The 15,158-nt window shown below is 61.2% G+C and carries 10 protein-coding genes; 4 read left to right on the top strand and 6 right to left on the bottom strand.

Going from position 1 to position 15,158, the window contains the following annotated elements; all coding sequences use genetic code 11:
• Positions 1-30 precede the first annotated feature (30 nt).
• The gene (locus AACQ43_RS13945; RefSeq protein ID WP_168967647.1) at positions 31-2,289 is read right to left on the bottom strand and encodes a patatin-like phospholipase family protein; all 2,259 of its coding nucleotides are present in this window, start codon (positions 2,287-2,289) and stop codon (positions 31-33) included.
• A gap of 237 nt (positions 2,290-2,526) precedes the next feature.
• Between AACQ43_RS13945 and AACQ43_RS13940 the strand changes: the two genes are divergently transcribed.
• From AACQ43_RS13940 to AACQ43_RS13930, 3 genes are all read left to right on the top strand, one after another.
• Entirely contained in the window at positions 2,527-4,434 is a 1,908-nt protein-coding gene (locus tag AACQ43_RS13940) for a methyl-accepting chemotaxis protein (protein WP_168967646.1), read from the top strand.
• Positions 4,435-4,567: 133 nt separating this feature from the next.
• On the top strand, positions 4,568-6,214 hold the full coding sequence (locus AACQ43_RS13935; RefSeq protein ID WP_168967645.1) for a methyl-accepting chemotaxis protein: 1,647 nt from the start codon (positions 4,568-4,570) through the stop codon (positions 6,212-6,214).
• Between the two features lie 143 nt (positions 6,215-6,357).
• Positions 6,358-6,540 (top strand): hypothetical protein, encoded by a 183-nt coding sequence (locus tag AACQ43_RS13930; protein ID WP_076361960.1) that lies wholly within the window; start codon positions 6,358-6,360, stop codon positions 6,538-6,540.
• A gap of 67 nt (positions 6,541-6,607) precedes the next feature.
• Here the strand turns inward: AACQ43_RS13930 and lpdA are convergent, their stop codons facing one another.
• From lpdA to ampD, 5 genes are all read right to left on the bottom strand, one after another.
• The gene (lpdA, locus tag AACQ43_RS13925) at positions 6,608-8,035 is read right to left on the bottom strand and encodes a dihydrolipoyl dehydrogenase (protein ID WP_017409445.1); all 1,428 of its coding nucleotides are present in this window, start codon (positions 8,033-8,035) and stop codon (positions 6,608-6,610) included.
• 149 nt (positions 8,036-8,184) lie between these two features.
• A complete protein-coding gene (gene aceF, locus AACQ43_RS13920; protein WP_168967644.1) occupies positions 8,185-10,074 on the bottom strand; it encodes a pyruvate dehydrogenase complex dihydrolipoyllysine-residue acetyltransferase in 1,890 nt (629 codons plus the stop codon).
• A gap of 113 nt (positions 10,075-10,187) precedes the next feature.
• Complete coding sequence (gene aceE, locus AACQ43_RS13915) at positions 10,188-12,848, bottom strand: pyruvate dehydrogenase (acetyl-transferring), homodimeric type (RefSeq protein ID WP_011707563.1); 2,661 nt, start codon at positions 12,846-12,848, stop codon at positions 10,188-10,190.
• Between the two features lie 79 nt (positions 12,849-12,927).
• Positions 12,928-13,692, bottom strand: a complete 765-nt coding sequence (pdhR, locus tag AACQ43_RS13910; protein ID WP_011707564.1) for a pyruvate dehydrogenase complex transcriptional repressor PdhR — start codon at positions 13,690-13,692, stop codon at positions 12,928-12,930.
• 275 nt (positions 13,693-13,967) lie between these two features.
• Positions 13,968-14,540, bottom strand: a complete 573-nt coding sequence (ampD, locus tag AACQ43_RS13905) for a 1,6-anhydro-N-acetylmuramyl-L-alanine amidase AmpD (RefSeq protein WP_168967643.1) — start codon at positions 14,538-14,540, stop codon at positions 13,968-13,970.
• A gap of 146 nt (positions 14,541-14,686) precedes the next feature.
• Here ampD and AACQ43_RS13900 point away from each other — a divergent pair, with 146 nt between their 5' ends.
• Complete coding sequence (locus AACQ43_RS13900; RefSeq protein WP_168967642.1) at positions 14,687-15,157, top strand: retropepsin-like aspartic protease family protein; 471 nt, start codon at positions 14,687-14,689, stop codon at positions 15,155-15,157.
• The last annotated feature ends 1 nt before the right edge of the window (position 15,158 follow it).

Raw genomic sequence — 15,158 nt, 5'->3', positions numbered from 1 at the left:
ATAAGTTAACAAAAAGGCATCATTTGACCGTTATTCGAATGTGCTGCCCAATTGCAGATAGAACATGTCGTTGCCCCCCTCCGCCATGCCGTAGCCGAGGAAGATGGGGCCGAGGAAGCTCTCCACCCCCACGTAGACGGAACCGGCGGTGAAGGAGCTCTCCATGCTGATGTCTTCGCCCTTGTCCCACACCCCGCCCTGCTCGAGGGAGCCCCCCAGATAAAGCGGCGCCCGCAGCGCACCGAAGTCGTTGTCCGCCACCCGGTAGATGTAGCGCAGCCCGCCAAACAGGCTGTAACGACCGCTCAGCTGATAGCGCTGGAAGCCCGACATGCGGAACAAGCCGCCCAGATCCTGCACGAACAGCGGCAGCTCTTCCTGCGAAGTGGAGCCTCCGCCTTCCAGCAGCAAGTTGAGGCTGTGCCTGTCCCAGGACCAGGGCTTGACCATCGCCAGGTGGTAGTTGACCCCCTCATAGCGGTCATTGATCGTGTCATTGTCATCCAGCCGGACGGCGGAGTATCCCCCCTTGATGTCCCAGTAGGCGCCCTGATAGGGGAAGTAGCGGCTATCGAGAGTATCGTGTTCGAAGCGGACATAGGGGCCCCAGGAGGAGGCATCCACCTTGGCATTCGCTACGCTGCGCACGTCGATGTCGCCCACCTTCCCCTCCAGCCCGAGCGAGAGACGGCTCCAGGGCTGGCGATTCCAGCCCACCGACAGATCGATGTTGGTAAAGTTGTACTCGGAGTCGACATAACTCACCGCATCCACCGCCCGCGTCTCCTCGGGAATGAAGATGCGGCGCTGGGTCTTGTCATAAGCCAGGCTCGCCTCACCGAAAAAGGTCTGGGAGGGCTCCAGCGGGGTGTAGAAGTCGGTCTTGAAGTGCTTGGCAGTGCCGAGCGATGCCTCGGTCAGCCACTCGGCCCCCCAGTCGTTGACGTTGGTGAGGGTGTAGGACATGCCCACGTTGTAGTTGGAGCTGCTCTCGAAGTCATCGGAGAAACCGAACTGGAAGTTGAGGTAGCCCGGTCCCCAGTTCTTCTCGCTGGCGTTGACCACCAGCACGTTCTCGCCGCCCCGCTCCTCCACCTCGTAGGTGATGCGATCGAACGACTCCAGCGCATAGAGGCGGCGAATGCCCGCCTCCAGGCTCTCGTTGGTCTGGATCTTGTCGGGCCGCACTTTCAGCATGGCCCGCACCGTCTCGTCGGAGAGACGGGACTTGTTGATGATCTCCACCTTGTCGATGTAGTAGGCGGGCTGGCCGCTGCGCTCGGCACGCCGGCTCAGCTTCTGGTTGCGATAGGTGGCATAGGCGGCGGGCGAGAGAGAGAGCGCATCGAGCTGGGCCGAGGCGCGCCTGGCCACCTGTTCTCCTATCTTGATCCCCTCCGGCATCAGGGCGAAGTCGGCGATGCCCATGTTGCCGAATTCCGGGCTGAGCAGCACATCTTTGGGCCCCATCAGCGCCTTCTGCTTTTCGGTGCCGACCTGGGTCATGTAGGTGGTGAGCTGATCGATCATGGCCAGCCCCGACTTCAAGGACTCACGGGCGCGCAACTTGGCGCTGATGTCCACTGCGATCACCACATCGGCCCCCATCGCCTTGGCCACGTCCACTGGCATGTTGTTGACGGTGCCGCCATCGGCCAGGATGTGTCCCTCCCAGTCCACCGGCTTGAGGGCGCCGGGAATGGACATGGACGCCTGCATCGCCTTGGCGAGGCTGCCGTGGTCCAGCACGAAGGGGGTCACCGTCTCCATGTCGGTAGCCATGGCGCGGTAGGGAATGGGCAGATCGTCGAAGCTCTTCTGCACCGGCAGGTTGGAGGTGGCGTGGCGCAGCAGGCTGGCCATGGACTGGCCCTGGAAGAAGCCATCGGGGAACTGGACCGAGTCGCCATTGACGCCGATGTCGGTGCGCAGCTGATACTGCTCGCTCTGCTGCTTCTTGCGCAGGGAGAGCTCGTCGCGCCCCACCTTGTCCTGATAGCCCTTGTTCCAGTCGATGGCCAGGGTGGTGCGCTCCACCTCTTCGGCGCTGAGCCCCATGGCGTACATGCCCGCCACGTAGGAGCCCATGCTGGTGCCCACTATGATGTCGACCGGGATGCGCTTCTCTTCCAGCACCTTGAGGATGCCGATGTGGGCTGCCCCCTTGGCGCCGCCGCCGCTGAGCACCAGGGCAATTTTGGGCCGCTCGGACTGGGCCGCCGCCATCAGCGGCAGACAGGCCAGCAATATCAGGAACAGGGGGTTCCATCCTCGACGAAAGATGCGCATATGATTTTCCATTGAATCCAGGGCGAGCCAGCTAGGCAGTGAAGCCTACTATAAGGGGCGGCCGGCGAACCGCAACAGTTCGCAGGGGATATCGGCACGCATTGCGACGCTGGCCGCCCATGCGGCGATGTGAGCGCAAACGTAATCCGTCAATAAAGTGGGTCGGCCTATCAAGGGTGACGCCGGGCTGCCGCTAATATGTCCTCAATTCCGTGTTCACACACCCGAGTCACTCCTATGCTTGCAAGCCTGACACTCAAACAGAAAATCCTGGCCACGGTCACCCTGGCCGTGGTGCTCTCCTGCCTGCTGGTTGGCTACTTCAGCCAGCGCTCGGCGCAGCAGCTGATCGAAAACCGCATGTTCGAGCAGGAGCTGCCCAACCTGACCCAGCGCATCGGCAAGGAGATCGAGAAGGATCTCACCTCGGTCGCCGGTGCCGCCAGACAGCTGGCCAACGATCGCTTCGTGCTGGACTGGGTGGCCCGCGGCATGCCCAAGGAGCAGGAGACGATCCTGATCGACCAGCTCAAGGACATGGCAGCCCAGTACGGGCTGGTCACCGCCTCTTTCGCCGATCGCCAGAGCGCCGCCTACTACAACCAGGATGGCTTCCTGCGCAACCTCACCCCGGAGCAGGATGCCTGGTTCTACGGCTACACCAAGAGCCAGCAAGACCTGATGCTCAGCATCTTTCGCGAGAGCAACGGCGAGGTGAAGCTGTTCGTCAACTTCCAGCAGCTCAATGGCCGCGGCCTCGCCGGCCTCGCCAAGTCCCTCGACAGCATGGTCAGCATGCTCGCCAACTTCCGCATCGGCGACAGCGGCTTCGTGTTCATGACCGACGGCAGCGGCAAGGTCAAACTGCACCCCGACGCCAGCCGCATCGACCGTGACAGCCTGGCCCAGCTGGCAAGCGGCAGCGGCAACCTGCTGAACAAGCAACCCTTTGCCGCCACCCACGCCGAGATCGACGGTCAGCCGGTGGTGCTGGCCAGCAGCTACATTCCGCTGCTCGACTGGTATCTGGTGGCCCAGGTGCCGGAAGCGGAGATCTATGCCGAGCTGGACCGCGCCCGCCTGCACATCCTGCTGGTGAGCCTGGCCATCGCCGCCGGCATGGGGCTGCTTGGCATGCTGCTGGCCGGCTCGGTGAGCCGTCCGCTCAACCAGCTGGCCAGCCTGTTCCGCGAACTCGGCAGCGGCGACGGCGATCTGACCCAGCGCCTCAAGGTGGAGGGGCGGGATGAACTGGCCCAGGTTGCCACCGGCTTCAACAACTTCGTCGCCAAGATCCACGGCTCCATCGAGCAGGTGGCGAGCAACTCTCGCCAGCTCGCCGCCACTGCCAACGAGGTGGCCGCCAAGGCCCAGCTGACCCAGCACAACTGTACCGCCCAGCGGGATCGCACCGTGCAGGTGGCCACCGCCATCCACGAGATGGGCGCCACCGTGAGCGAAATCGCCGGCAATGCCTCGCTGGCGGCCGATGTGGCCAAGCAGGCCAACGAACAGGCCGACGCCGGCGCCCTGGTGGTAGCCCAGGCCCGTCACGGCATCGTCGGCCTCTCCGGCGAGATTGAGCAGGTGGCCGGGGTCATCGAGTCGCTGGCCAGCCAGACCGACTCCATCGGCAGCATCCTCGACACCATCCGCAGCATCTCGGAGCAGACTAACCTGCTGGCGCTCAACGCCGCCATCGAGGCAGCCCGCGCCGGTGAACAGGGCCGTGGCTTCGCGGTGGTGGCCGACGAGGTGCGCAACCTCGCCAGCCGCTCTGCCGCCTCTACCGCCGAGATCCAGGGCATGATCAACCGGCTGCAGGAGCAGAGCGCCCGCGCCGTCAGCGCCATGGCCCAGGGCCGCAACCAGAGTCTGGAAGTGGTGACCCAGGCTGACGAGGCCAACGGCGCCCTCGGCCAGATCACCGCCCACATCACCCAGATCAGCGACATGAACATCCAGGTCGCCACCGCCACCGAGGAGCAGTCCAGCGTGGTGGGCGAGATCAACCGCAACGTGGAAGACATCAACCAGCTCACCATGGAGACCGCCGACATCGCCCACCAGCTGACCGAGTCGAGCCGCAGCCTGCAGCACCTCTCCGGCGAGCTGGACAAACTGGTCGGCAACTTCCGGCTCTAAGACTTCTGACATCATAAGGGGCGCTATGGCGCCCCTTTTTGTTGGTCGTTTGTTAACAAAAACTCAAGTTGGCGCCAAATCCGTCGATTTATACTGTGATAATTCACATCGTCATGATCACCAAGGAGAACCCATGCTAGAGGGTAAACTGACAATCAAGAGCCAGTTGATACTGGCTGTCGCCGTGCCCTGCCTGGCGCTGCTGCTGGTGGGCGCCGCCAGCCTTCGCAGCATGGGCGCTATCGAACGACAGGCCACCGAGCTCTACGAGAACACCGCCACCCCCATGCGGGCCATGGCAGAGGTAGTGTCGCGCATCCCCCGCATGCGGGTGGGGCTCGACATGATGCTGCTGCAAGAAACCTCGCTCAAGGATGAAAAAGGGGTGTTGACCCGGGTCAAGGAGACACGGGAAGAGGACATCCCAGAGATGCGCCAGGCCATGCAGCTGGCGGTCAGCGCCCAGGTTGATCCCGCCGCGCGGCAAAATGCCCAGCAGCTGTTCGAACAATTCGAGGCGATGGAAAAGAGTGAGTTGCAGCCCATGCTGGCCGCCATGGAGCAGGGTGACATGGAGAGTGCTCGGCGCATCTACAAGGAACGCTACGCGGTGACCTACGGCACAATGCGCAAGAGTGCCAACACCCAGCTAGACGAGCTGATGAAGCTGGCCCAACAACGTCACGCCCTCAGTCAGCAGAGTTTTGCACGGGGCGAAAGCCAGATGCTCGCCATCATAGGCGGCGCACTCGTCATCTGCCTGCTGGTCTCTTTCCTGGTGCTGCGCGGCCTGCGCAATCGCGTCAGCTTCCTGCAGCAGTACATCGGCTATGCCGCCGAACACCTGGCGCTGGATTCCCGTGCCCAGCTGAACGGCAATGACGAGCTGGCGGAGATCACCGTGAGCTTCAACCACTTCGTCGGCAAGATCCACAGCGCCATCGAGCAGGTGGCCCGCAACTCCCACCAACTGGCCGCCACGGCCGACGAGGTGGCCGCCAAGGCCCAGCTGACCCAGCAGAACTGTACCGCCCAGCGCGATCGCACCGTGCAGGTGGCCACCGCCATCCACCAGATGGGCGCTACCGTCACTGAGATCGCCGGCAACGCCTCCCTCGCCGCAGAAGTGGCGAGACAGGCCAACGAGCAGGCGGATGCGGGTGCCGGCGTGGTGGCCCAGGCACGCCACGGCATCGTCGGCCTCTCTGACGAGATTGCACAGGTCGCCGGGGTGATTGAATCGCTGGCGACCCAGACCGACTCCATCGGCAGCATTCTGGAAACCATCCGCAGCATCTCGGAGCAGACCAACCTGCTGGCACTCAACGCCGCCATCGAGGCGGCCCGCGCCGGTGAGCAGGGTCGTGGTTTCGCCGTGGTGGCCGACGAGGTGCGCAACCTCGCCAACCGCTCCGCCGCCTCCACCGCCGAGATCCAGGGCATGATCAACCGGCTACAGGAACAGAGCGCCCGCGCCGTCAGTGCCATGACCCAAGGCCGCAGCCAGAGCCTGGCCGTCGTGACCCAGGCTGACGAGGCCAACGGTGCACTCGGCCAGATCACCGCCCATATCACCCAGATCAACGACATGAACATCCAGGTCGCCACCGCCACCGAAGAGCAATCGAGCGTGGTGGGCGAACTCAACCGCAACGTGGAGGACATCAACCAGCTCACCATGGAGACCGCCGACATTGCCCACCAGCTGACCGATGCCAGTCGCGGCCTGCAGCAGCTCTCCGGAGAGCTGGACAAGCTGGTCGGCCACTTCCGTCTGTAGCTTTTGGCTGCCTCGGCACGACTGACCAGAGGGCGCTGCGGCGCCCTCTGTCGCCACCACGGCAGGCCGTGACGCAGGGGCTTTTCACCGCCTCCACCCGCCTCTGAAAAGACCCCATAATCAAGAAAATGAGAGGAGGAGTTATGGGCAAGCGGGTGGTGATGATCTTGCTGAGCGGTCTGCTCAGCGCCTGCAGCAGCGGGCCGGTGCGAGTGCACGGCGCCGACGTGAGCGTGGACGATACCCGGATCCGGGTCAGCGACGGGGATCGGGGGGGCTACGGTACCTTCTGTCCGCCAGGACAAGCCAAGAAAGGGCGCTGCTAAACCGCCAGCAGACGCTGAAAAACAAAAAGCCGCTCCATTGAGCGGCTTTTTTACAGGCAGAAGCGAATTACTTCTTCTTCTTGGCCTTGGCGTTCGGCAGGTCGGTGATGGAGCCTTCGAACACTTCGGCAGCCAGACCCACGGACTCGTGCAGAGTCGGGTGAGCGTGGATGGTCAGCGCGATGTCTTCGGCGTCGGCACCCATCTCGATGGCCAGACCGATTTCACCCAGCAGTTCACCACCGTTGGTACCCACGATGGCACCACCGATGACGCGGCCGCTCTCCTTGTCGAAGATCAGCTTGGTCATGCCGTCGGAGCAATCAGAAGCGATTGCACGACCGGAAGCCGCCCACGGGAAGGTGGCGACTTCGAAGTTCAGGCCCTGTTGCTTGGCCTCTTTCTCGGTCAGACCAACCCAGGCCATCTCCGGCTCGGTGTAGGCGATGGACGGGATCACTTTCGGGTCGAAGTAGTGCTTCTTGCCAGCGATCACTTCGGCAGCCACGTGACCTTCGTGAACACCTTTGTGCGCCAGCATCGGCTGACCCACGATGTCACCGATGGCGTGGATGTGCGCCACGTTGGTACGCAGCTGCTTGTCCACTTCGATGAAACCGCGCTCGGTCACGGCAACGCCGGCCTTCTCGGCATCCAGCATCTTGCCGTTCGGCACACGACCTACGGCAACCAGAACGTTGTCGTAACGGACCGGCTCGGCCGGAGCGTGCTTGCCTTCGTAGGAGACGTACAGGCCGTCTTCACGGGCTTCAACTGCGGTGACCTTGGTCTCCAGCATGATGTTGAATTTCTTGGCGACGCGCTTGGTGTAGATCTTGACGATGTCTTTGTCGGCAGCCGGTACCAGCTGGTCGGCAAATTCCACCACGTCGATCTCGGAACCCAGGGAGGAGTATACGGTACCCATCTCCAGGCCGATGATGCCGCCACCGATAACCAGCAGCTTGCCAGGAACGGTCGTCAGCTCCAGCGCATCGGTAGAGTCCCATACGCGCGGGTCGTCATGCGGAATGAACGGCAGCTTCACCGGACGGGAACCGGCAGCGATGATGGCGTTGTCGAAGGTAACGGTGGTTTTGCCGTCGGCACCTTCCACTTCCAGGGTGTTCGGGCCGGTAAATTTACCGAAGCCGTTAACAACCTGTACTTTGCGCATCTTGGCCATGCCAGCCAGACCGCCGGTCAGCTGGTTGATGACTTTCTCTTTCCACAGACGGATCTTGTCGATGTCGGTCTGCGGGGCACCAAAGACGATGCCGTGCTCGGCCAGCGCCTTGGCTTCTTCAATGACTTTGGCGACGTGCAGCAGCGCCTTGGACGGGATGCAACCCACGTTCAGGCAGACGCCACCCAGGGTGGAGTAACGCTCGACGATAATGGTATCCAGACCCAAGTCAGCCGCACGGAAGGCAGCGGAATAACCGGCAGGGCCAGCACCCAGTACTACGACCTGGGTTTTGATTTCTTTACTCATCATGACCTCTTTGTCGTTCTTATATCCCCGGACAGCGCAGTCTTAAACCAGAACGAGGCGGCTGCAGCCGTGAAAAAAACGGGGCAAGTTTACAATCCTGTTAACGAAATGAGAAGTAAAAAGGGCAGGCTCTGGGCCCGCCCTCTCACTTACAGGACCAGTCGACGGATGTCGGACAGTACGCCGTTCATGGTGGTGATGAAGCGTGCTCCATCGGCACCATCGATGACGCGGTGGTCGTAGCTCAGGGCCAGCGGCAGCATCAGGCGCGGCGCGAACTCTTTGCCGTTCCACTTCGGCTTCATCTCGGACTTGGAGACGCCCAGGATGGCCACTTCCGGCGCGTTGACGATCGGGGTAAAGCTGGTACCGCCGATGCCACCCAGGCTGGAGATGGTGAAGCAACCGCCCTGCATGTCGGCAGCGGTCAGCTTGCCGGCACGAGCTTTCTTGGAGATCTCGGCCAGATCGCGAGACAGCTCCATGATGCCCTTCTTGTTGACGTCGCGCACCACGGGCACAACCAGACCGTTGGGGGTATCCACCGCCACACCGATGTGGATGTACTTCTTCATGATCAGCTTGCTGCCATCTTCGGACAGGGAGCTGCAGAAGCGCGGATGGGCTTCCAGCGCCTTGGCGGCGGCTTTCAGGATGAACACCAGCGGGGTGATCTTCACATCTGCCTTCTGCTTCTCGAGCATCGCGTTCTGCTCTTTGCGGAACGCTTCCAGCTCGGTGGTATCGGCTTCGTCGAACTGGGTGACATGGGGGATCATGACCCAGTTGCGGTGCAGGTTCGGACCGGAGATCTTCTGGATGCGGGTCAGATCGACCTCTTCCACATCACCGAACTTGCTGAAATCGACCTTCGGCCACGCCAGCACACTCATGCCGCTACCGTTGCCAGTGCCTTGACCTGCAGCCGGAGCGGACTCGGCGCGCTTGACCGCATCCTTCACGTAGGCCTGCACGTCTTCTTTGACGATGCGGCCCTTGCGACCGGAGGCTTTCACCTTGGCCAGATTGACACCGAACTCGCGCGCCAGACGGCGTACGGCCGGAGAGGCGTGTACATAGGCATCGTTGGCAACGAAGTCGGAGGCGGCAGCAGCCTGGGCAACCGGAGCCGGAGCAGCGGCAACAGGGGCTGCAGCGACCGGGGCGGCAGCCTGAGCAACCGGGGCAGCTGCGGCGGCCGGAGCAGCACCAGCCACTTCGAATACCATGATCAGGGAACCGGTGGAGACCTTGTCACCCGCCTTCACCTTGATCTCTTTGACCACACCGGCGAACGGTGCAGGCACTTCCATGGAGGCCTTGTCACCTTCCACGGCGATCAGAGACTGATCAGCTTCAACCTTGTCACCCACGGCGACCATGATCTCGGTGACTTCGACTTCGTCGCCACCGATATCCGGTACATTGACCTCTTTGGCAGCGGCGGCAACCGGGGCAGCAGCCACCGGAGCGGCAGCCTGGGCCGGTGCAGCAGCAACGGCAGGAGCGGCGCCAGCCACTTCAAAGACCATCACCAGGGAACCGGTAGAGACCTTGGCGCCAGCGGCAACCTTGATCTCGACCACGCGGCCCGCGAACGGTGCCGGCACTTCCATGGAGGCCTTGTCACCTTCCACGGCGATGATGGACTGGTCGGCTTCAACCATGTCGCCCACGGCAACCATGATCTCGGTCACGTCCACTTCGTCGTCACCGATGTCCGGCACGTGCACGTCTTTGCGAGCGGCAGCAGCAGGGGCGGCGGCAACCGGTGCAGCGGCCTGAACCGGCGCAGGTACGGCAGCACCTTCGGCTTCGAAGATCATGATCTGGGAACCGGTGGCAACCTTGTCACCCACCTTGATCAGGATCTCTTTGACGATACCGGCGGACGGGGCCGGTACTTCCATGGAGGCCTTGTCGCCTTCTACCGCGATGATGGACTGATCGAGCTCGACCTTGTCACCCACGGCCACCATGATCTCGGTGACTTCAACTTCATCGGCGCCGATATCCGGCACCATAATCTGTTTGGACATTGTGCTTTATCCTCTTGCGTGCATCCGCGTGACCGACTGCTGTCACGCGTCTCTCGCGTTAACCTTTGCAAGGCCGTGCCGGGCAGCGAGTCCCGGCACGACACTTGATCCTCTTACGCGTACAGCGGGTTGACCTTGTCGGCATCGATGCCGTACTTGGCGATGGCATCAGCCACAACCTGCTTGTCTACCTCGCCGCGCTTGGCCAGTTCGGTCAGGGCAGCAACCACCACGTAGAATTCGTTCACTTCGAAGTGACGACGCAGGTTGGCACGGCTGTCGGAACGGCCGTAACCGTCGGTACCCAGCACGCGGTAGTTCTCGGTCGGTACGAAAGCGCGAACCTGATCGGCGAAGGACTTCATGTAGTCGGTCGCGGCGATGGTGGCTTCAGAACCCAGTACCTGAGCGATGTACGGTACGCGAGCATCGGCGTTCGGGTGCAGCATGTTCCAGCGATCCGCGTCCTGACCGTCACGAGCCAGCTCGTTGAAGGAGGTGACGCTGAACACATCGGAGCCGATGCCGTACTCGCTGGCTAGGATCTGGGCGGCGGTGCGCACGTGACCCAGGATGGAACCACAACCCAGCAGCTGTACCTTGGCCTTGGTGCCGGCCACGGTTTCCAGCTTGTAGATACCCTTGCGGATACCTTCCTCGGCGCCTTCCGGCATGGCCGGCATGGCGTAGTTCTCGTTCAGGGTGGTGATGTAGTAGAAGACGTTCTCCGGCTTCTCACCGTACATGCGACGCAGACCGTCCTGTACGATCACCGCTACTTCATAGGCGTAGGACGGGTCGTAGGAGACGCAGTTCGGGATGGTGTTGGCCAGGATGTGGCTGTGACCATCTTCGTGCTGCAGACCTTCGCCGTTCAGGGTAGTACGACCGGAGGTTGCACCCAGCAGGAAGCCACGGGCTTGCTGGTCACCGGCTGCCCACGCCATGTCGCCGATCCGCTGGAAGCCGAACATGGAGTAGTAGATGTAGAACGGGATCATCGGGCAATCGTTGGTGCTGTAAGAGGTCGCAGCAGCCAGCCAGGAGGACATGGCACCCAGCTCGTTGATACCGTCTTGCAGAACCTGACCCTGCTTGTCTTCCTTGTAGTAGGAGACGATGTCGCGGTCTTGCGGGGTGTACTGCTGACCGTGCGGGCTGTAGATACCGATCTGGCGGAACAGACCTTCCATACCGAAGGTACGGGCTTCGTCAGCCAGGATCGGGACGATGCGCTTGCCGATGGACTTGTCTTTCAGCATCACGTTCAGGGAACGCACGAACGCCATGGTGGTGGAGATTTCGCGCGCCTGTTCACCCAGCAGCGGACCGAAAGCATCCAGCGCCGGGATTTCCAGCTTGGTGGTGCTCTCGCGCAGACGGGTCGGTACATAGCCCTTCAGCGCAGCACGGCGGGCGTGCAGGTATTTGTGCTCTTCGGTACCCTCTTCGATCTTCAGGTACGGCAGGGTTTCCAGCTGCTCGTCGGTGACCGGCAGGTTGAAACGATCGCGCAGGTGACGCACGGAGCCCAGATCCATTTTCTTGACCTGGTGAGCGATGTTCTTGCCTTCGGCCGCTTCACCCATGCCGTAACCCTTGATGGTCTTGGCCAGGATCACGGTCGGCTTGCCCTTGGTCGCTGCAGCCTTGGAGAAGGCGGCGAACAGTTTGCGAGGATCGTGACCACCGCGGTTCAGGGCGAAGATCTCCTCGTCGGTCATGTCTTTGACCAGCGCGGCGGTTTCCGGGTAACGGTTGAAGAAGTGCTCGCGCACGTAGCCGCCATCGCGGGACTTCATGGTCTGGTAGTCACCGTCCACGGTCTCGTTCATCAGCTGGATCAGCTTGCCGGAAGTGTCTTTCTTCAGCAGCTCATCCCACTTGCGACCCCAGATCACCTTGGTGACATCCCAGCCGGCGCCGGAGAACAGGCCTTCCAGCTCGTTGATGACCTTGCCGTTGCCGACAACCGGACCATCCAGACGCTGCAGGTTGCAGTTGACCACGAACACCAGGTTGTCGAGCTTTTCACGCACGGCAACGGTCAGGGCGCCCTTGGCTTCCGGCTCGTCCATCTCGCCGTCACCCAGGAAGGCATAAACGGTCTGCTCGGAGCAATCCTTGATGCCACGGTCGGTCAGGTACTTCAGGAAGCGAGCCTGATAGATGGCGGCGATGGGGCCCAGACCCATGGAAACGGTCGGGAACTGCCAGAAGTCCGGCATCAGTTTCGGGTGCGGGTAGGAAGGGATACCCTTGCCATCAACTTCCTGACGGAAGTTGTCCAGCTGCTCTTCGGTCAGACGACCTTCGGCGAAGGCACGAGCATAGATGCCCGGGGAGATGTGACCCTGGAAGTAGACCAGGTCGCCACCGTCCTTCTCGCTGCGAGCGCGGAAGAAGTGGTTGTAGCAGACTTCGTAGATGGTCGCGGAAGAAGCGAAGGAAGACATGTGACCACCCAGGTCCAGGTCTTTCTTGGAAGCGCGCAGCACGATCATCATGGCGTTCCAGCGGATGATGGCGCGAATGCGGCGCTCCATCTCCAGGTCGCCCGGGTAGTCCGGCTCTTCGCTGGACGGGATGGTGTTGATGTAATCGCGGTTTGCCTTGGCAGCCACGTCCACACCGCTTGCGCGGGCTTTCTCGGCCAACTGTTCAAGGATGAACTGAGCGCGTTGGGGACCCTCTTCACGCAGCAGGGATTCCAGAGAGGCAAGCCACTCCAGCGTTTCTATCGGGTCCACATCGTTCTTCAGGATATCAGACATGGCTGGTTCCTATTTTGTTGTGATTGCACGGCATTGCACGGCGAAGGGCGCAAGCATTCGACAATAAAGCCTTGTGGGATTAGTTTTCCTGCTGACGGATCCGACGCATGGATCGCTGGATCCGGCTGTCTTCCCTCTGCATATCCAACAAGGTGTCCTCGATAAAGGCCAGGTGCTCATGACAAGCTGCCCTGGCCCGCTCCGGAGCCCCCGACAGGATAGCCTCGATCAGATGCGCGCGATGGCGACGGATCTTGGCGACCACTCCCGGACGGCGATTCAGAATTTCGTTATTGCGTAAAATGTTCTGCTCAAGCATGGGGCCCATGGCCCGCAGCAGATGCAGCAGCACCACGTTGTGGGACGCCTCGGCCACCGCCAGATAGAACTGGGTGACGGCAGCGGATTCGCTGACCAGCGAGCCTTGCTGGCCGGCCTCCTCGATGGCGGACTGCACCTGACGGATGCGCTCGAAATCGGCGTCCGTACCCCGTAACGCAGCATAGTAGGCGCAGATGCCTTCCAGTGCGTGGCGAAACTCCAGCAGGTCATACTGGGCTTCCGGGTGGGTGCTGAGCAGCTCGAACAGGGGATCGGCGATCCCTTTGCTCAAGGCGTTTTGTACGTAAGTGCCGCCGCCCTGACGACGATACAAGAGTCCTCTTGCCTCGAGGCGCTGGATGGCTTCGCGCAGCGAGGGGCGCGACACCTGAAACTGGATGGCCAGTTCCCGCTCGGGCGGCAACTTCTGGCCCGGCTGCAAACTGCCTTCCAGAATCATCTGTTCCAGCTCGGCGACAATGGCGTCGGCCAACTTGGGTTGAGTAATCTTGAGATAGGGCATGAGGCTGCTTTGTTAAATTGGTATTACCAATTTCATGAATGGGGCGAAAATTAGCAGAGGGCATGGGAAAAGTCCACCCAAAAGATGATCTGAATCAAGAATCAACCTTGCCACTTAAGGGGTAAAGAGAGGGATTTATGATTTAGCTCATAGAAATTGGTCAGACCAATATTTTTGACATCGCTCACAGGCAACATTTGATCAACAGCCAGCAAAAATGGCCTGCCATAAAGGCAAGCCATTGTTTTAAAAACACAAACTTATTTTTAGAATAATTACTTAAAGTTGAGTGCCTGACGGTAACGCGGCCATTCGAAACTGTCACCCGGATCTGTCTTGCGCCCCGGCGCTATATCGCAATGGCCGACGATGCGATCAGCCGTAATGGCGGGGTAATGGCTGAGCAAGGTTCGACTGAGCCCTATCAATGCCTCATATTGTGCATCCGTGTAGGGCTGCTCATCGGTCCCTTCCAGCTCGATCCCGATGGAAAAGTCGTTGCATCCCTCTCGTCCCTGCCAGCTCGATACCCCCGCATGCCAGGCTCTGGCACCAAACGGCACATATTGCACCAGCTCACCGTCGCGCCGGATCAGGCAGTGCGCCGAGACCCGCAGTTGATGGATACCGGCAAAATAGGGGTGGGCATCGGGATCGAGCCGCCCAAGGAAAAGGTCATCGATGAAGGGACCGCCAAACTCGCCAGGTGGCAGGCTGATGCCATGCACCACCAGCAGGGAGATATCGCTCGGGGTGGTCCGCTCGTTGTGGTGCGGTGACGACACCTTGCGGGCTTGCTCACACCAACCGTCTGAATCAATGGAAAAAACTATTTTAGGCTGAGTCATTGTCTACTCGCTCTGCAATGGGATAGCGCATCTGGCAACACTGGACGGGCAACAAGGCGATCCACCTCTCAGGCTCATCGCAGTCGCCTCATGACAACGGGCAACTGTGGTAGGCTGAGCCATCTTCCGCTGACTCAGGAAAGAATATGCACCCGATGGCACGCCGCTTCTGGTTGCTGGCCTGGCTCTCCCTGATGGGATTGCTGACCCTCTATTTTCATGCCCGCGAACAACCATCAGTCACCGCCAGCGGCGACCTGCTGCTCAAGGCCGATGCCAGCGGCCACTATCGTCTGGAGGGTGCCATCAACGGTCAGCCGGTGCAACTGCTGCTCGATACCGGAGCAACCCGCATTACCGTACCGCAACAGGTCGCTGAGCGGCTTGGCCTGACCGCCCGCGGTAGCAGCCGGGTGAATACGGCAGCCGGCTTTATCCGGGTCGGCAACGGCACCATCGAAACGCTGGCGATGGGACCACTGACCTTGTACGATCTGGCCATCTTCATCAATCCGGCAGCGGCTGGCGACGAGGTGCTGGTAGGCATGAACGCCCTCGGCCGGCTGGAGCTGGTTCAAAAGGAGCGGCAGTTGCTGCTCAGACCTTTGCAGGAATAAA

This window comes from Aeromonas sp. DNRA1 (genome assembly GCF_963888745.1).
GTDB classification, from domain to species: Bacteria; Pseudomonadota; Gammaproteobacteria; order Enterobacterales; family Aeromonadaceae; genus Aeromonas; species Aeromonas hydrophila.
This window is presented reverse-complemented; position numbering and strand designations above follow the sequence as displayed.